20 protein-coding genes are annotated in these 15,250 nt (G+C 52.7%); 9 read left to right on the top strand and 11 right to left on the bottom strand.

What is annotated here, in order from left to right:
• Positions 1–6: 6 nt before the first annotated feature.
• The 4 genes from fliI to fliF are packed head-to-tail and all read right to left on the bottom strand — an operon-like array spanning position 7 to position 4,778.
• Complete coding sequence (fliI, locus tag LBW88_RS06505) at positions 7–1,371, bottom strand: flagellar protein export ATPase FliI (RefSeq protein WP_224931563.1); 1,365 nt, start codon at positions 1,369–1,371, stop codon at positions 7–9.
• Entirely contained in the window at positions 1,371–2,072 is a 702-nt protein-coding gene (gene fliH / locus LBW88_RS06500; RefSeq protein WP_224931565.1) for a flagellar assembly protein FliH, read from the bottom strand. The genes fliI and fliH overlap by 1 nt, the downstream gene beginning before the upstream one ends.
• Positions 2,065–3,057, bottom strand: coding sequence for a flagellar motor switch protein FliG (gene fliG, locus LBW88_RS06495; RefSeq protein ID WP_058959881.1), 993 nt, complete (start codon positions 3,055–3,057; stop codon positions 2,065–2,067). Before fliG ends, fliH begins: the two co-directional genes overlap by 8 nt.
• Positions 3,054–4,778, bottom strand: a complete 1,725-nt coding sequence (fliF, locus tag LBW88_RS06490; RefSeq protein WP_224931567.1) for a flagellar basal-body MS-ring/collar protein FliF — start codon at positions 4,776–4,778, stop codon at positions 3,054–3,056. The genes fliG and fliF overlap by 4 nt, the downstream gene beginning before the upstream one ends.
• Positions 4,779–5,136: 358 nt before the next feature.
• Here fliF and fliE point away from each other — a divergent pair, with 358 nt between their 5' ends.
• Positions 5,137–5,448, top strand: coding sequence for a flagellar hook-basal body complex protein FliE (fliE, locus tag LBW88_RS06485; protein ID WP_224931569.1), 312 nt, complete (start codon positions 5,137–5,139; stop codon positions 5,446–5,448).
• Between the two features lie 109 nt (positions 5,449–5,557).
• Positions 5,558–6,265: a YnfC family lipoprotein gene (locus tag LBW88_RS06480; RefSeq protein WP_224931571.1), complete on the top strand. Its 708-nt coding sequence runs from the start codon at positions 5,558–5,560 to the stop codon at positions 6,263–6,265.
• A gap of 461 nt (positions 6,266–6,726) precedes the next feature.
• Here LBW88_RS06480 and LBW88_RS06475 read toward each other — a convergent pair whose 3' ends face one another.
• Positions 6,727–7,938 carry a diguanylate phosphodiesterase gene (locus LBW88_RS06475; RefSeq protein WP_224931573.1) on the bottom strand — a complete coding sequence of 404 codons (1,212 nt, stop codon included), beginning with the start codon at positions 7,936–7,938 and terminating at the stop codon, positions 6,727–6,729.
• 245 nt (positions 7,939–8,183) lie between these two features.
• Between LBW88_RS06475 and LBW88_RS06470 the strand changes: the two genes are divergently transcribed.
• Complete coding sequence (locus LBW88_RS06470; protein WP_224931575.1) at positions 8,184–8,432, top strand: hypothetical protein; 249 nt, start codon at positions 8,184–8,186, stop codon at positions 8,430–8,432.
• A gap of 57 nt (positions 8,433–8,489) precedes the next feature.
• Here the strand turns inward: LBW88_RS06470 and LBW88_RS06465 are convergent, their stop codons facing one another.
• Positions 8,490–9,137, bottom strand: a complete 648-nt coding sequence (locus LBW88_RS06465; RefSeq protein ID WP_224931577.1) for a helix-turn-helix domain-containing protein — start codon at positions 9,135–9,137, stop codon at positions 8,490–8,492.
• Between the two features lie 144 nt (positions 9,138–9,281).
• Between LBW88_RS06465 and LBW88_RS06460 the strand changes: the two genes are divergently transcribed.
• The 4 genes from LBW88_RS06460 to LBW88_RS06445 all read left to right on the top strand — a co-directional run bounded on the left by LBW88_RS06460 (position 9,282) and on the right by LBW88_RS06445 (position 10,970).
• Positions 9,282–9,671 carry a hypothetical protein gene (locus LBW88_RS06460; RefSeq protein WP_224931579.1) on the top strand — a complete coding sequence of 130 codons (390 nt, stop codon included), beginning with the start codon at positions 9,282–9,284 and terminating at the stop codon, positions 9,669–9,671.
• A complete protein-coding gene (locus LBW88_RS06455) occupies positions 9,652–9,981 on the top strand; it encodes a hypothetical protein (RefSeq protein ID WP_224931581.1) in 330 nt (109 codons plus the stop codon). The genes LBW88_RS06460 and LBW88_RS06455 overlap by 20 nt, the downstream gene beginning before the upstream one ends.
• 82 nt (positions 9,982–10,063) lie before the next feature.
• A complete protein-coding gene (locus LBW88_RS06450; RefSeq protein ID WP_224931583.1) occupies positions 10,064–10,576 on the top strand; it encodes a hypothetical protein in 513 nt (170 codons plus the stop codon).
• 127 nt (positions 10,577–10,703) lie between these two features.
• Entirely contained in the window at positions 10,704–10,970 is a 267-nt protein-coding gene (locus LBW88_RS06445; RefSeq protein ID WP_224931584.1) for a hypothetical protein, read from the top strand.
• A 19-nt stretch (positions 10,971–10,989) separates the two neighbouring features.
• Here the strand turns inward: LBW88_RS06445 and LBW88_RS06440 are convergent, their stop codons facing one another.
• On the bottom strand, positions 10,990–11,229 hold the full coding sequence (locus LBW88_RS06440) for a DinI-like family protein (RefSeq protein WP_038646364.1): 240 nt from the start codon (positions 11,227–11,229) through the stop codon (positions 10,990–10,992).
• A gap of 172 nt (positions 11,230–11,401) precedes the next feature.
• Here LBW88_RS06440 and iraP point away from each other — a divergent pair, with 172 nt between their 5' ends.
• The gene (gene iraP / locus LBW88_RS06435; protein WP_058959875.1) at positions 11,402–11,695 is read left to right on the top strand and encodes an anti-adapter protein IraP; all 294 of its coding nucleotides are present in this window, start codon (positions 11,402–11,404) and stop codon (positions 11,693–11,695) included.
• Positions 11,696–11,892: 197 nt separating this feature from the next.
• Here the strand turns inward: iraP and LBW88_RS06430 are convergent, their stop codons facing one another.
• Positions 11,893–12,216 carry a DUF6388 family protein gene (locus LBW88_RS06430; protein WP_224931586.1) on the bottom strand — a complete coding sequence of 108 codons (324 nt, stop codon included), beginning with the start codon at positions 12,214–12,216 and terminating at the stop codon, positions 11,893–11,895.
• A 148-nt stretch (positions 12,217–12,364) separates the two neighbouring features.
• Here LBW88_RS06430 and yedD point away from each other — a divergent pair, with 148 nt between their 5' ends.
• Positions 12,365–12,832 (top strand): lipoprotein YedD, encoded by a 468-nt coding sequence (gene yedD, locus LBW88_RS06425; protein ID WP_224931588.1) that lies wholly within the window; start codon positions 12,365–12,367, stop codon positions 12,830–12,832.
• Positions 12,833–12,904: 72 nt separating this feature from the next.
• Here the strand turns inward: yedD and fliT are convergent, their stop codons facing one another.
• Genes fliT through fliD form a run of 3 tightly spaced genes read right to left on the bottom strand, consistent with a single transcriptional unit; the run spans position 12,905 to position 15,111 of the window.
• Entirely contained in the window at positions 12,905–13,258 is a 354-nt protein-coding gene (gene fliT / locus LBW88_RS06420; RefSeq protein ID WP_166932217.1) for a flagella biosynthesis regulatory protein FliT, read from the bottom strand.
• A complete protein-coding gene (gene fliS / locus LBW88_RS06415) occupies positions 13,258–13,665 on the bottom strand; it encodes a flagellar export chaperone FliS (RefSeq protein WP_224931590.1) in 408 nt (135 codons plus the stop codon). The genes fliT and fliS overlap by 1 nt, the downstream gene beginning before the upstream one ends.
• 15 nt (positions 13,666–13,680) lie before the next feature.
• Complete coding sequence (gene fliD / locus LBW88_RS06410) at positions 13,681–15,111, bottom strand: flagellar filament capping protein FliD (protein WP_224931592.1); 1,431 nt, start codon at positions 15,109–15,111, stop codon at positions 13,681–13,683.
• Between the last annotated feature and the right edge of the window lie 139 nt (positions 15,112–15,250).

The raw sequence follows: 15,250 nt of genomic DNA, 5'->3' as shown, positions 1-15,250 counted from the left end.
CTCGCGCTAGCCGAACATCGCCTGCAGATGCAGGCTGGCGTCGTCGTAGTCGCTGCGTTCGAAAATCCCCTGTTGCAGGAAGGCTTCCATTTCTGGGTAAAGCTTGATGGCTTTATCCAGCATCGGATCGCTTCCGGCGGCATACGCGCCGACGCTGACCAGATCGCGGTTGCGCTGGAAACTCGAGAGCAACTGTTTGAACTGGCGCACGCGCGCGTAGTGGGTGTCATCAATCAGCGAGGTCATCGCACGGCTGATGGACGCTTCTATATCTATTGCCGGATAGTGACCGGCTTCAGCCAGACGACGCGACAGCACGATGTGGCCATCAAGAATGGCACGCGCCGAGTCGGCAATCGGGTCTTGCTGGTCATCGCCTTCGGTGAGGACGGTATAGAAAGCAGTAATCGAACCGCCGCCATGGGTACCGTTACCGGCGCGTTCTACCAGCGCTGGCAGTTTGGCAAACACCGACGGTGGATAACCTTTGGTGGCCGGCGGTTCACCGATGGCGAGGGCGATTTCACGCTGTGCCATCGCATAGCGGGTGAGGGAGTCCATGATCAGCAGCACGTGCTGACCACGATCGCGAAAATCTTCCGCGATGCGCGTGGCATAAGCGGCACCCTGCATACGCAGCAGCGGCGAAACGTCCGCCGGTGCGGCGATCACCACCGAGCGCGCACGACCTTCTGCGCCGAGGATGTTCTCAATAAATTCTTTGACTTCACGGCCACGTTCACCAATCAAGCCGACCACAATCACATCGGCCTTGGTGTAACGCGCCATCATGCCAAGCAGCACTGACTTACCTACGCCGGAACCAGCAAACAGGCCCATTCGCTGACCACGCCCGACGGTGAGCAGGGCGTTGATCGCACGTACGCCGGTGTCTAATACGTCTTCAATCGGTGTACGTTGCAGCGGGTTAAAAGGCGCGGTGATCAATGGGGCACGATAGCCAGTGTCGGGTGCGGGCAGGCCATCAAGGGGTTTGCCCGCGCCATCCAGCACACGGCCCAGCAATTCCGGGCCCAGCAGTAACTGTTTACCGCTGTGGGCGCTATCGCCGTTGACGCGCGCATACACGCGTGCGCCAGGCAAGATGCCATCCACTTCTTCCAGCGGCATCATCAGCAGTTTCTGACCGTTGAAGCCCACCACTTCACTTTCCACTTCAGTGATGTTGTTGCCATCGTGACGTTCGATGATGCAAGTGGCACCGAGCGGCAGTTGTAGCCCGGTCGCTTCCAGCACTAAACCGGTGGCGCGGGTCAGGCGACCGTAGCGGCGCACGGTCTGTACCTGCGAAATACGATTTTCGAAGGCATCGAGTGCGCCAAGCCAGCGTGAAAGACGTGACGAGGTCATTACAGTGTCCCCGGCGCGGCCAGACGGCACAGTTCCTGCCAGCGGGTTGCCACGCTGGCGTCAAGATCACCATCTTCGGCGCTGAGCTTACAACCGCCCGGATGCAGAGAGTTATCGGCGAGCAGTTTCCAGCCGTGCAGATCCAGCGTCGGACCCAGTGTCTGCTCAATACGCTGTAAATCATCAGGGTGCACGCGCAGCTGCGGTTTGCCGCTGAACATCGGTTCCTGCTGGATCAGCTGCTGAATCTGACGCAGCAGGGCGGTGCCGTCCACTTGCGTAGCCTGGCCAATTACCGTGCGCGCCGCTTCCAGCGCCAGCTGCATCAGACGTGAGGCGATAACGCTATCCAGCGCTTCCAGCGTGTGATGGAACTCGGTCACCAACTGCTGCATACGCGCCTGTAGCGGAGCCTGCTGCTGCTGGGCATCGGCCAGCCCCTGCTGAAATCCAGCGTCATAGCCATTCTGCTGAGATTCGGCAAAGCCCTTTTGATAGCCTTCGCTGTAGCCTTGCGTCTGCGCATCTTTACGCATCTGCTGCTGCATACGCTCCAGCATTTGCTGTTGCTCTTCTTCAGCGCTCATTTCGACATCCGCGGCCGGCTCTTCCTGCTGCGGTTCTTCTGCCACTTTGAAGGTGCTGCCTAAATCATCAGGCTGCCAGCGCTGCCACGCACGGGCGGAAAAGGCATCAGACATAGGTTTCCTCGCCACCACCAATTACCATTTCGCCGGATTCTGCCAGGCGACGGACCACCAGCAGGATCGCTTTTTGTTCGTTTTCCACTGCCGACATACGCACCGGACCACGGTTGGCCAGATCGTCGCGCAGAATATCGGCCGCACGTGCCGACATGTTCTTGAGGAATTTCTCGCGCAGCGGCTGCTCTGCACCTTTCAGGGCGATCAGCAACTGCTCGGACTCCACTTCCTGCAGCAGGCGCTGGATGCTGCGATCGTCCACTTCCACCAGGTTTTCGAACAGGAACATCTCGTCGATAATCTTCTGTGCCAGTTCGCCATCGAAGTCGCGTACCGCTTCGATAACCGCTTCTTCCTGCTGCGTCTTCATCAGGTTGATGATTTCGGCCGCGGTTCTCACGCCGCCCATCTTCGCGCGCTTGAGGTTGGTGCCATCCAGCAGGCCGTTCAGCACTTCGGTCAGTTCTGCCAGCGCCGCCGGCTGAACACCACCGAAGGTGGCGATACGCAGCATCACATCGTGACGCAGACGTTCGTCGAACAGCGCCAGAATATCCGCGGCCTGGCCACGTTTGAGGTGCACCAAAATGGTGGCGATAATCTGCGGATGCTCGTCGCGGATAAGGTCTGCTGCCGCTTGTGGCTCCATAAAGTTGAGCGTTTCCATGCCGCTGGTGGTCTCGTTTTTCTCGAGAATATCTTCCAGCAGACTTGAAGCACGCTCCTCGCCCAGCGCTTTGATCAGCACTGAACGCAGGTAGTCATTGGAGTTGAGGCTCAGCGCAGCAAACTGCTCGGCATCCGCTTCAAACTCGCGCAGCACTTCGGTCAGTTGCTTATGCGACACCTGACGCATGCCCGCCATCGCGGCGCTCAGGTGCTGCACTTCACGCTGGTTGAGGTGTTTGAACACCTCGGCCGCACGCTCTTCGCCAATGGTCATCATCAGAATGGCGCTTTTTTCAGTACCGGTCAGACTCATAGTTCTTTACTCATCCATTCGCGGATAACCAGCGCTACAACGCGCGGATCGTTTTCAGACATATCGCGGATGCGCTGGCTCATCACTTCGGCGCTCATGCGGTTATTCGATTTACGCTCTTGATCCAGCTCATCTTTACTGAGCTGCACGCTGTAGGCTTCTTCAGACTCCACGGCTTCGGCACGTGCTGCCGCAGCGTCTGCTGCCGCTTGCTCCTGCGCTTTCTTACGCATCAGCTGTGGACGGACCAGCTTGCGATACAGGATGAAGGCAACCAGTGCCACCAGCAGCCAGCGACCGCCGCTCATCAACATGTCGAAGAAGGCTTGCGACTGCCAGAACGGCAGGTCACCGCCAGTCGGCTCGGTGATGTTGAACTGCGAGTTCACCACGTTGACGCTGTCGCCACGATTCTGCGAGTAGCCCATCGCTTCACGAGTGAGGTCTTCAATCTGCTTGATCTGCTGATCGTTCAGTGCAACCGCTTTGCCTTTGCCATCATCACGGTAGTTCACCACCACGGCCACCGACAGACGCTGCACATCGCCCACGTTCACCTTGGTGTGGCGAATGGTACGATCCAGCTCGTAGTTCACGGTGTCATTACGACTTGAGCTGCTCGGGCCGCTACTTTGCTGTGTGCTGGTCGTCGTGCCGTTGTTGTTCGCTGCGTTGTTCTGGCCATTGGCATTCTGGCCGTTGGCGTTGTTTTGCTGCTGCGGATTGTTAACCGGCGCGGTATTCGCTGGAGCAGGTTGATTCGACAACGCACCCGGCACGCCGCCTGGATATGGGCTGCCGTTCTGCTGGTTGGTATTAGTCTGGCGTGAACGGATCGCGGTGTTGTTCGGATCGGCGTTCGGCTGATACTTCTCGTCAGTTTGTTCGCTACGGTCAAAGTTGATCTGCGCCGTCACCTGCGCATGCACATTGCCCTGGCCAACAATCGGATTCAGGATGGCTTCGATACGTTGCTGATAACGTGCTTCCACTTCAGACGCGTACTTCAGCTGCGCATCATTCAGGTCACGACCTTCGCTGTCAGAACGGGTTAGCAGACGTCCGGCCTGGTCCACTACGGTCACGTTGCCCGGCGGAAGACCGGCCACGCTGCTCGACACCATGTGCTGAATCGCCTGAATCTGGCCTTCATCTAACGCGCGGCCCGGTTGCAGGTTCAGCGTTACGGAGGCAGAAGGGGCCTTTTGCTCACGCACGAACAGCGTCGGTTTCGGCATCGCCAGATGCACGCGCGCGCTCTTTACCGGACCGAGGGTTTCAATGGTGCGGGCCAGTTCGCCTTCCAGCGCGCGCTGATAGTTGATCTGCTCACTGAACTGGCTGATGCCGAACTTCTCTTTATCCATCAGCTCAAAGCCAACAGAGCCACCTTTCGGCAGCCCCTGTTGCGCCAGGCGCAGACGCAGTTCATGTACCTTATCGGCGGGTACCATCAAGGCACCGCCGTTCTCGGCGAACTGGTAAGGAATGTTCATTTGCGTCAGCTGAGTGACAATCGCGCCGCCATCCTCATCAGAGAGGTTGTTATAAAGGACGCGATAGTCCGGCGCTTTGGCCCACAGCACCAACGCAAAAACCACTGCAATAGCGGCAGCGGCAGCAACAATGAGTGGAATTCGCGGATTGGCGCGCAGGCGGGCCAGAAGGTCGTTGAAACCTTTCTTTGCGGTATCTTGTGTGGCGGCTGCACTCGCATTCATGACCGATTCCTGCCTGACATAATTGACCGGGTAAGTTGTGGTGACAAAACAGACTCCCTGACTTTCCTCTTCACATTTCGCATTACTGCTGCGTTGGCTGCGTTCGTTCACCCCAGTCACTTACCTGAGTAAGCTCCTGGGGATTCGCGAACTTGCCGCCTTGCAGCAATGCGAACTGTTTTGAGGAACAAATGAAAATTAATTTCCAATCTTATGGCTGGCATTATTGATGAATTGGGTCACTTCGATGGCTGGATAAGCCGGGGTTTTTACGTTTATTTAGCGCCTTTGTCCTATTGACAGTGTGTTAACTTTTGCAGCGTGAAAATTTAAACCCTTCTTCCATGAGGTACAGGCAATGTCGATTCAGGCAATTGATGGTGTGTTGCAGCAGCTGCAGTTAACGTCACTGCAGGCCAGCGGCAAGCAGGCAGAGTCAACCAGTCAGGTGGATTTTGGCGCCACCATGAAAGCAGCACTGGATAAGATCAGTGAAACGCAGACCACGGCGCGCACCCAGGCGCAGGATTTTGAAATGGGCAAACCGGGCATCCAGTTGAATGATGTGATGGTCGATCTGCAGAAATCCTCAATTTCCATGCAAATGGGCATTCAGGTGCGTAACAAACTGGTGTCGGCCTATACAGACATCATGAATATGCAGGTGTAGTGGCAGCACAGATTGTTGCGGTGTCAGGCGGGAAAGCATTTATCTTTTTCAGTAACAGCGGCATGATGCTGGCCTGACACACAGCTTATATCGGGAAGAGGATTCTCACGTGAAGCACACCCTGCTGCTGACGATGGCAATGATAATGCTATCCGGCTGTGATAATAAAAATGCGGACTTTGCGCCGCAGATGAAAAATTACGCCTACCTCTATCAGTTCGAAGCCATTCCAGGCAAAGTCAAAAGCACCCATCAACGTCTGTTTAGCGCCGACGGCACGCCAATCTTCGATGTCGATATTGCCTTCGATGCACAAGGCTGTGTTTCTCATGTGAAATCGATTGATAAGGCAGGGGAGATCACCGAAGTGACGCGCGAAGGCGATCAGCTCACCGGTATCGAGAACGGTCAGGATGTGGTGGTGACGCTGAATAAACAGTGCGCGCTAATAAAGAAAGTCACGCCGACCATGACGGTGGATATTGGCTATAACGATCAGGGATGGGTCGATCAAATCTCATCTCCCGCCTCCGATGTTAAATTTCGTCTGACTTACAATAACGCTGGCGATATGACGCTGCTGAGTATTAAGAAGGGTGATGAGGAAGTCTCGCGTGCCAGTGCCAAACATGATGCGGGCGCGAAGAAAATATCCGACGTGGTAACGACGGTGCAAAGAAACGGCCAGAGTAAAACGATCACCACACAATGCCAGTATAAGAAGGATGTCCCTTACCGTTGCGATACCCTGACCACCGATGCCGAAGGGCAAGTCACGGATAAGCAGTATGGCACCATTGAAGTCGCTTATTATTGATGTCTGAAAAAGCCGCTGATGCGGCTTTTTTTATGCCAGAAAATCGTGAGTCGATAAGCGAAGCGCTAAATAAAACAACCACTTACTGATCAAATGCACTTCGGTATGATAAAGTGTGCCCGTTAGGTAAGCATTCTTCAGAGCAGGGAACTCGGTGTGCAACATGCGCATCACGCAACGCGTTGAGGAATGTTGAGTAATGGTTGCAGCAACAAGAAGCGTGTAAGAATGAAAGAAGGTTATTACTGGGTTCGCGATAAAGATAATCCGCCTGAAGTATGGCGATATATAAGGCAGTTTGGCTGGTACCGACCCTGCGTTGCCGTGCCCATCACGTTAAGTTCTTTTAAGTTGATGAACTACCAGGTCATCAGCGATCGATTATTACCACCGGGTTACTTCCCGCTTTAAATTTAAAAACCGCCGGCTTATGGCGGTTTTTTATTCTCTCTCGCAGCTCGCTATTTGATTTCCGGCCAGGCGATAGCCGGGAAACCATTTAACTGCGGACGTGCGAACAGATATCCCTGGAACTGGCTAATCCCCGCCGCTTCCAGCCACATCCACTCTTCAGCTTTCTCAACACCCTCAGCAATGATCTCAATTTCCAGCAACGAACAGCATTTGATGATGGCAAGTAGGATCGCTTGTTTTGGTCCACTCTTGTGCACATCGCAAATAATCTGGCGGTCAATTTTGATTTTATCTGGCTGAAATTGCGACAGCAGTGACAGACCGGCAAAACCCGCGCCAAAATCATCAAAGGCCAGACTGATTCCCGCAGCCTTAAGTTTTCTGACTTCAATGGCAAATTCGTCAGCGCGAGAAATAATTTCATTCTCAGTGACCTCTACAATCACCTGCTCCGGTATTAAGCCGTTGGCTTCAATCTCTGCCAGCAAGATCTCCACGGCATTCGGCACCGTGACCAGCGACATGGGCAGCAGATTAATAGACAGGCTGTGATCGCCGATGTTTAAGAGGCTAGCGAGTTTGAACGCCAGCGTTTTCGATTGGATATCGGCGTGATAGATGGCATCACCCTCGAAGGAGGAGAAATACTCCTCGGGAGAACCGCCTTTGGCCGTGCGGATCAGTGCTTCGTACGACACTACGCGACAGGCAAAGGGATCGATAATCGGTTGGAAGGCGAACCGACAGTCTTGCAATGGAGCCACCCATTCGTCGGGCACTGTGCGTGCGGGTTCCTCCGCAATAAATTCCCAAGTATTCGCCGCCGGAATTTCAAAATAATTTTCTTTGTCGCGCGCAATCACAAAGGTACGCAAGAACTGTAATGCGCGATCGGCGTAGGTCAACTGGTAACGGGAAGTGCCTTTATCCAGTATCGCTTGCAGTACCGTGTCTTTATCATGTTCCCGCAGATCGAACAATTCCATCCCCAGATTGCCAAAGCGACGCGCGGGTGCAAAGTCATGCATCAGTTCCACTAAATTATGGTGGCGCGCGTCGGCACAAATACGCTGGTAAATACCCTGGACGGTGTCGCGAGGACCTTCCAGCAATTGAAAGAAGTGCAGGCCGTCAAACAACAATATGCCCGTTACATCCGACAATTTATTTTTCTTATTGGCCTTAGCAACCATGTCTTCAAGAGTCCTGACCGGCACGTGGTCGTGAAGATGGCTGCGATAGAGGATGGTGGTGAGCATAACGACTGTCCGAACATCTATTTATTGTGGGGCCTACATTAGCAGGCTTCAGCCACGATCTATTCAAAAAAACGCGGGTATCCGTAAACTATTTTCCAAATAAACTGTTAACCGAAACGGCTAGCGGCCAGCGTCAAATCGGATTGTTAATTAATCGCAGCAGGGTAGTATTTACGATAAATATTTTCGATTGAATGGATTAATAAAAAGCGTATCTTGGCCCTCGTTAACCAGAGGTGAGCATAATGTTACGCGACTATTTAAAGATTGATGATAGCGACCGTTTAATTGAACAGAGCGTGTTAAGACTCAACAACCGCGGTCAGGAAGATGTCACTGAATGGCATATTGTGAGCGTAGACGGCAGGCAAAAAGGCAGCGTGACGCTGTTCGATAAGCTCTGCAACCGCCGCTCTTATAACGTTAACTATCGTATTACGCAGAAGGATGTGCACGGGAGGGTTGTCGTCGATCAGTTGACCGATGTATTGTAATAATTGCCGTAGTTTTGCTTGTTTTGACCCGCTCATAGGCGGGTTTTTTGCGTTTGATTATCTTGCACGATAGCGGCGCATTTCCATCATAGTTCCGATCAATTCAATCTTTTTCTCCGATGATATCTGCACGGGGAAATCATCATTTAACGGGCGTAACGAGAAAATTTGTTCGTCGTGCTGTTCAGCCGTCAGGCGGTAAATGCGCACCTGCGCCATACCATTAATTTGCGCCAGCACCACATCACCCGGTTGCGGTTCAACGGCAGGATCAAATATCAGCGTATCGCCAGGCCGGTAGTCAGGTTGCATCGCGGTATCCTCGAGGGTGATCGCCAACGCTGATTCACTCAGTTTGCTATTGCTATACAGAAAGCGGGTCGCCTGCTGCTGAATCAATAAGCGTTCCTCCTGCATCCAGGCAACCGCTTGCGTCAAACTGATCAAGGGCAAGGCGCTGACGTCACTGACATTAAGCGGGGCGGTAAACACCTCACCCTCACCATCAATAATCCAGGCGGCTGTGCATTGCAGCCATTCTGCCAGCCGTAACAGGTTCTCTCCACGTGGGACGGTCTCATCCTTTTCCCATTGCGAAACAGCAACATGTGACACGCCAATGCCACTCGCTACCGCTTGCTGCGTGAGCTTCAGCGCTTTCCGACGGTTGCGGATGCGTCCACCCGCAGATTCTTTTTTCATCATCTTGACAACTCCGCTGTGTTTTACTTAAGTATACTTAAATTCATTAATTAAAGTAAACTTAAATTCTGATGTTGGCCGCGCAACTGGCAAGGGCGGACAACATGTTTCTCGGGCGGGTCCCTTGCCAGTGAAGAGAGGTGCAGCATGGAAAGTAGTTTGGTGACCAGCGTCGGTGCGCTGCTTCTCGGTGGCGGTGCGGCAGCTGTGTTCTGGAAACCCTTAATGGCCGGCATCGCGGCCATTGTGACCAGCAATCGCGCTGGCGGCGAGATCATCACCAGTTATAAAGAGCAGGTGATGCTTCTCAAAGAAAGCCACACGTTGATGCGTCAGGAAAACGATGACCTGCGAGTGCGGCACGATAGAAACCTGCGGCGCATCTCTTCGCTGGAAACCGATTTACGGCTGATTAAGAACGCATTGGGCATTCTGTTAGCCACCACGGAATCTGATCACAGCGAAAAATTCCGTATTCAGATCAATCAACTGATCACCACCCTGGAGGAGAGTCGCGATGGTGCAGATAAACAGTGAGTTTTCAGTGAGAGGGCATCGGCGGCAGTTACTGCTAGGCGGTCTGCTGTTGATGCTGTCGCTGCTGTGTGTGGCGATGACCATCATGTTCGTTTTCGTTAACAACAGCGCAAACCGCCGGGTGGAAGATATTCGCCAGCAGTACCGCACGATCTCCGATCGACGGGAAGCGCGGGTGGCCGAACTGACCAGCCAGTTAGTCACGCTGCAGAAAAAGCTCGACGGCTTGCCGGATCGCACCGCCAACAAAACGGCGGACAAAGTGAAGCAGGTTGTGGGGGAAGACGTGCCACCCGAATCGACGCATTAAGGAGGCCATGATGAGTATTACCGAGCGGATTGCAGCCAGCTTCGGCCGACTGTGGTCTTTATTAAGCAAGAAGGAGAAAATTATGAGCGACCAAACTGTAATCGAAAATAGTGCAGCAACAGCAACACCGGATGCCAGCACGCTATCACCGTTAGAGAGTTTTGCTAATGAGGTGGCGGTGCCGACGGGGCAGGATGCCACAACGCCTGCGGTGAGTAGTGTGGAAGCACCGGATGCCGCAACGCCGGCCGTAAGCAGTGCGCCCGTCCTGGATACCTCAACGCCAGCGGTAAGTACTGCCAGCGAGGCACAACCTGCGTCAGTTGCTGCAACTGCGCCGGATCTCACCCAGCAGTTGGCCACGCCGGACACACTCGCAAACGGTTCTGCCAGCGCCGGGCCTTCCTCGGCTTCCGGCGCGGGGATTCGCGCTGAACCGCCAGTAACGGGAGCCAGTACGGATGCTGTCAGTCAGGATATGAGTGCCAGCGTTAAGGACTTTGTTCAGGCGTTTAACTTTGTCGAAAGTGGCGTTGAGAAATTAGGTATAGCGGCGAAGGATGAGCTGATCGCACTTGCACGGAAGTACATGTAACGCTCAGGCGGCCTTCGGGTCGCCTTTTCATCTTCCGATTATTCTTAGTGCGGTCTCGCTATTTTCAACTAAATTTAATCATTCAGACGTTATTTAAACGGGTTTAATTAGCGAAAAGGAAGATAGCATGAGTGATACAGAGGCAATCAAAACCAAAACTGACTACCTGCGTGATGTCACCTCCCAGTTAAAAGAGATGCGTCACTATGCGCAAACCAATACTGAGACGCTATCCAGCCACTGGTTGGCATTTGATGCAGGCGAGTACAAAGACAAAGAGTACGCAGGACGTTTTGACACGCTGCTCAACAAGCAGGGACAGCTGTTAGATGATATTGAACAGGCGATTCAGGATCTGGAGATCGCCATCAATCACAGCGAGCAAGAAAGCTAAGTTCTCCCGCGCTGGTGGCTTAATCGGCCACCAGCCACATCTCAGCTTCATCGAACATCTCTTCGACAATACGTGCCACCGTCGCTTTATCATTCTTACTCAGATCGGTATCAATGGCGTTTCGCTCCATTGGCTTGACGCGTACCTCGATCTCGGGAAATACGCGTTGCACGCGCTTCTCCAATTCCTGCAATATCATCTCACGTGCGCCCGGTAAACCGGCGACGTTGCGCTTATCGTAAATCAACTCCACAAACATCAGGGCAGTCCATTCTTTAAAGAGGGTGCGTCATATTACTGTAAATAAAAACAGTGGCAAGACTCGAAGCCCTGTAGGGAAGAATATTTTTCTTTCTGAGATGCGGCTAGCGTGATTTGCGGTGATAATCGACAGCGTTAAACAGGGAATTGGCTTATTTAGGGGGGTAAACATGCGTCAACTGGTGATCGATATTTTGTTGAAAATGGCAAAAATGGATACGGAAGCAAAAGAGTTGGTGGCGCAGGTTGAGGCACAGTCATTACTGATTGCGGCCTTATTGATTCAGGCGAAGCAGGATAACAACTTAACGATTAGCGACACGGTTCAGGATGCCATTTTGACCGCATCGCGAGCCGGGCAACAATTTTTACAGTCAGATGTGGATCTGCTGCTGACGCACATTAATCGTCTGTTGGCGGTGGCAAGTTATGTGGAAGTGAAGGGGATTGAGCGCGAGGGGTAAGCAAAAAAATACAACCTCTGGAGGGGAAATCCAGCAACACCTCCAGAGGCGGCGCAAAAGCACCTTCGTTCAAGGACAATCTACGACCGAAGCCGTCAGATATAAGTTATACAACTTATTCGAAGTTGTACAACTTTTTCCTTGCCGATTTGTGTAGTTGGAGGTGTGTTTGAGATGTATTTTTAGGGCCGCTTCGCTTAAAGTTCGTTTTTGATGCAGAACTCTTCCCACGTCATTCCCAGCGCTTCCGCATGAGATTTCAGGTAAGTTTCAATGGCTTCAGCGGCAACCGCTTTGTCGGGCTCTGCCAGTTGAATGGAAAACAGCATGCCATCCAGCTTCTTCTGACGAATGAACGCCGCATAAATGCGTTCAGCATGCCATTCGCGCAGCTGACGCAGTGAAAGGTTAGCCGCGCGCGCATCGCTCTCGGTTAGTTCATCCAGCGCGGCTTGAAAATCGGCGTGCGCAGTAAAAAACATCGTGCGCGCCTGGGCATAATACTCTTCTGGGGTTTTCATGCGAATTTCCTGCTTATCGACTTGCGCGCTAGTGTAACGTGCGCGCGCCGTATTGTCAGGCTCAGCCGGGTTTTCACCGAGATTCCTTGCGTAACTTACGCGAAAAATTATAACGTAGCCGCCATTGATGCGAGTGTAGGGACCAAGAATGAAAAAGTGGATGATACTGGCCGCGCTGAGCTTAAGCGGATGTGCGCAAATCAGCAATTATGATGAAGCGGTAAAAACGCCGGCACCAGTGGAACTGCAAGGTAACTGGCAAACCGTCGGACCGCAGAGCAAGTTGATCAGTGGCCAGGCGATGGGCAGCCTGATCATTGGCGCAGAAGGCGATACGCTGGACTGTCGTCAGTGGCAGCGCGTGATTGCCAAGCCGGGCAAGCTAACCCGCCTGAGCGATGAGTGGGTCAACGTGACGCGCCAGGTGCGCGTGATGCCGATTACGCTGGAGAACGGTGAGCTGCGCTACGATGGCTTGCGCATGCGCAAGGTCGATCGTCCAACCGTTGAGTGCCAGCAGGCGCTGGAAGAAGTGGCGAAGCGTCCGAAGGACGCGGTGATTCAGGATATTACACCTGAGATCATGCAGCCGGTTTCGGTGCCTGCGCAGAAGTGATTTCCTAAGCACAGAACAAAACAAAAACGGGTGAGCATATGCTCACCCGTTTCTCATTCAGCCCACCGCGAATTAATTCTGTGGCAGATAGACATTGCCTTGCTTGCCGTAAGCGCTCATCACCGACTTTTGCATCGTGGATTGACCAATCAACTGCGACAGTTCATCCATGCGCGCCTGTAGTAGACGTCTGACTTCACTCTCATTGTCTAGGATATGGCGCAGTACCGGACGCAGTTGCTCTTGCAAATAGTTGGACGGTGGCGAGGCCTCAGTCGAGCGGGCCAAAGTTTGCACCGCACTGACGTAATCCACTTCCTTAATAATCAGGTCATCCCATTCGCCGTCTGCGGCCAGGCGCAGCATTCCATGGCTGAGATCGAGTAGCTGTTGGTAAACGTTTATCAGTTGCGGTGCGTTATTCATTAAACGGCGTCCTGAAGGTGTTGAGGTTGTGCGACTTCTTTCCAGGCATCCGCGATATTACGCAGAAGACCTTCTACTTCTTCGAGGGCTTCAACATCATTACGCAGATTCGCCTGAATCAAGCGGCGGACCATATAGGTATAAAGCCCTAAAAGATTGACGGTGAGTTCATCCGTAGACTGCTCATCCAAACCCTGTTTAAGTCCGCTTTCAATGATGTTGATCGCTTTGGAAATTGAATTACCTTTACCCTGAATATTGCCATCCTGCATAAACAGGCGGGCACGAATCAGTGCACTGGTCGCGCCGTCAAACAGCAGGGTGATCAGCTGCTGTTGGTTGGCGCTCATCACCGAGCTTTCCACACCAATTTTTGCATAGGCTTGCGTGCCATTTGCGCTGTACATGTTCACTCCTGTTTATTAAGAGCTGCTAGAGCTTGAGCTGCTGGTTGTTTCAAACTGCTGCGTCAAATAGCTACTGGTCTGGTTCAGCTTGCTCATTGTGACGTCCAGTTGGGTGAACTGCGCTTTGTAGCGCGCGATCATATTATTGATTCGCGTGTTCATGTCGTTGTACTGCTCAGTCAGATTGTTGAGCGTTTTACTTACGCCATCTTTTGCTGACTGAATGCTGCCAGTTGAGGAGAGCCAGCTGGTCAAATTGGTACCCAGCTTAGTGGTAATACCAGTCGTTTTACCATCCCCCTGGATCATCTCTTGAACACCGGTTGGATCTTTCGCCAGCTCGGTTTTCAGTTTGTCAGAATCTAACGTCAGTTCACCCGTTGTCGGGTCAGAGGTAACGCCAATTTGCGCTAGCGTTTTATAGGTTGAAGAGCTGGCGCTATTGGTCAGCATGCTTTTGATCTGGGTCTGAATGGTGCGCAGCGTACTGTCGCCTACCAGTGCACCGTTGCTGGTGTCCTGCGCATCTGCACCGACGTCCACTGCAGTGTATTTCGTCAGTGAATTGAATTGGTCCAGCAGGGTGTTATAGGCGTCTACAAAATTCGATACTGCCGTAGTGGCTTTTGATGTGTCCTGGGTCACTGTCAGCGTCTGGTTGCCCGATGTGACATCATTCAGATTGAGCGTAATTCCTTCCAGTGCATCACTGATGGTATTGGTGCTGCTGGTGATCGCAACGTTATTGACGGTTAATTCTGCGTCCTGTGCCGTAACGCTGACGTCCAATGGGTTATCGGCATCTGTTTTAGTTGAGTCAAAACCTACGATGCCGTTAAGAGTGTCATCGCCAGTCACACTGATTGAGGACACCGCATTCGCTTCACCAGTTTTCGATGCTGTTAGCGACAGGCGATAAGAGCCATCTGCAACTTTGATCACGCTGGCACTAACACCTGCGTTTGCGCTGTTGATGGCATCGCGCATACCGGTCAAAGAGGTCTGATCGCTGGTTAAAGTAATGTCTTTGCTGGTGCCGTCGGCCAGTTTAATAGACATGGTACGGCTGGCAGCAGAACTATCACCTAATGCAGTGGTGTTACTGGTCTGCACTCCGGAAGTCAGCGTTTGTGCCTGCGCCAGTTGAGTCACACTAATGGTGTACTTACCCGCGATAGTGTTACCAGAAGTGGTAGCACTAAAAGCAGTAGTACTGCTGGCAGCTGTAGTGGCGGTAAAAAGATCGGCACTGGCTAAAGCCGTATTGGCGGTCTGAAAGGTGGTGAGCGCGCTAGAAAGTGTGCCATACGCACTCAACTTGGCGGTATACGCTGTCTGTTGAGTCGATATCGGCGTTAACGCAGATTTCTCTGCCGTAGATAAGCTATCAAGGATACTACTTAAGTCGAGGCCTGAACCGACACCGAGGGTAGAGATACTAGCCATGTTGTTTCCTTTTCATGTCGACACGGAGAGTGAATACCGCGGTTATCGGCTTTTCTGAGGCAAAGTTTAGAATTATTTACCAGCCACTGATAAAGCGAATAAGAGCTATAGAGAAGGGTATTTCTGGCGCTAGAAAAAT

Origin of the sequence: Pantoea sp. alder81, assembly GCF_020179835.1 — a bacterium.
In the GTDB taxonomy this organism is placed as follows: domain Bacteria; phylum Pseudomonadota; class Gammaproteobacteria; order Enterobacterales; family Enterobacteriaceae; genus Pantoea.
The sequence above is the reverse complement of the archived record's forward strand: the minus strand, read 5'-3'. Positions and strand labels throughout refer to the sequence as shown.

Excerpts from the sequence above, each read along its gene's own strand:
- LBW88_RS06430 (WP_224931586.1), bottom strand. The coding sequence starts at position 12,216 with ATGAAAACCCCAGAAGAGTATTATGCCCAGGCGCGCACGATGTTTTTT.
- fliE (WP_224931569.1), top strand. The coding sequence starts at position 5,137 with ATGTCGATTCAGGCAATTGATGGTGTGTTGCAGCAGCTGCAGTTAACG.
- fliF (WP_224931567.1), bottom strand. The coding sequence starts at position 4,778 with ATGAATGCGAGTGCAGCCGCCACACAAGATACCGCAAAGAAAGGTTTC.
- LBW88_RS06450 (WP_224931583.1), top strand. The coding sequence starts at position 10,064 with ATGAGCGACCAAACTGTAATCGAAAATAGTGCAGCAACAGCAACACCG.
- iraP (WP_058959875.1), top strand. The coding sequence starts at position 11,402 with ATGCGTCAACTGGTGATCGATATTTTGTTGAAAATGGCAAAAATGGAT.
- fliG (WP_058959881.1), bottom strand. The coding sequence starts at position 3,057 with ATGAGTCTGACCGGTACTGAAAAAAGCGCCATTCTGATGATGACCATT.
- fliS (WP_224931590.1), bottom strand. The coding sequence starts at position 13,665 with ATGTACAGCGCAAATGGCACGCAAGCCTATGCAAAAATTGGTGTGGAA.
- LBW88_RS06470 (WP_224931575.1), top strand. The coding sequence starts at position 8,184 with ATGTTACGCGACTATTTAAAGATTGATGATAGCGACCGTTTAATTGAA.
- LBW88_RS06460 (WP_224931579.1), top strand. The coding sequence starts at position 9,282 with ATGGAAAGTAGTTTGGTGACCAGCGTCGGTGCGCTGCTTCTCGGTGGC.
- LBW88_RS06455 (WP_224931581.1), top strand. The coding sequence starts at position 9,652 with ATGGTGCAGATAAACAGTGAGTTTTCAGTGAGAGGGCATCGGCGGCAG.
- fliI (WP_224931563.1), bottom strand. The coding sequence starts at position 1,371 with ATGACCTCGTCACGTCTTTCACGCTGGCTTGGCGCACTCGATGCCTTC.
- LBW88_RS06475 (WP_224931573.1), bottom strand. The coding sequence starts at position 7,938 with ATGCTCACCACCATCCTCTATCGCAGCCATCTTCACGACCACGTGCCG.
- yedD (WP_224931588.1), top strand. The coding sequence starts at position 12,365 with ATGAAAAAGTGGATGATACTGGCCGCGCTGAGCTTAAGCGGATGTGCG.
- LBW88_RS06440 (WP_038646364.1), bottom strand. The coding sequence starts at position 11,229 with ATGTTTGTGGAGTTGATTTACGATAAGCGCAACGTCGCCGGTTTACCG.
- fliH (WP_224931565.1), bottom strand. The coding sequence starts at position 2,072 with ATGTCTGATGCCTTTTCCGCCCGTGCGTGGCAGCGCTGGCAGCCTGAT.
- LBW88_RS06465 (WP_224931577.1), bottom strand. The coding sequence starts at position 9,137 with ATGATGAAAAAAGAATCTGCGGGTGGACGCATCCGCAACCGTCGGAAA.
- fliT (WP_166932217.1), bottom strand. The coding sequence starts at position 13,258 with ATGAATAACGCACCGCAACTGATAAACGTTTACCAACAGCTACTCGAT.
- fliD (WP_224931592.1), bottom strand. The coding sequence starts at position 15,111 with ATGGCTAGTATCTCTACCCTCGGTGTCGGTTCAGGCCTCGACTTAAGT.
- LBW88_RS06445 (WP_224931584.1), top strand. The coding sequence starts at position 10,704 with ATGAGTGATACAGAGGCAATCAAAACCAAAACTGACTACCTGCGTGAT.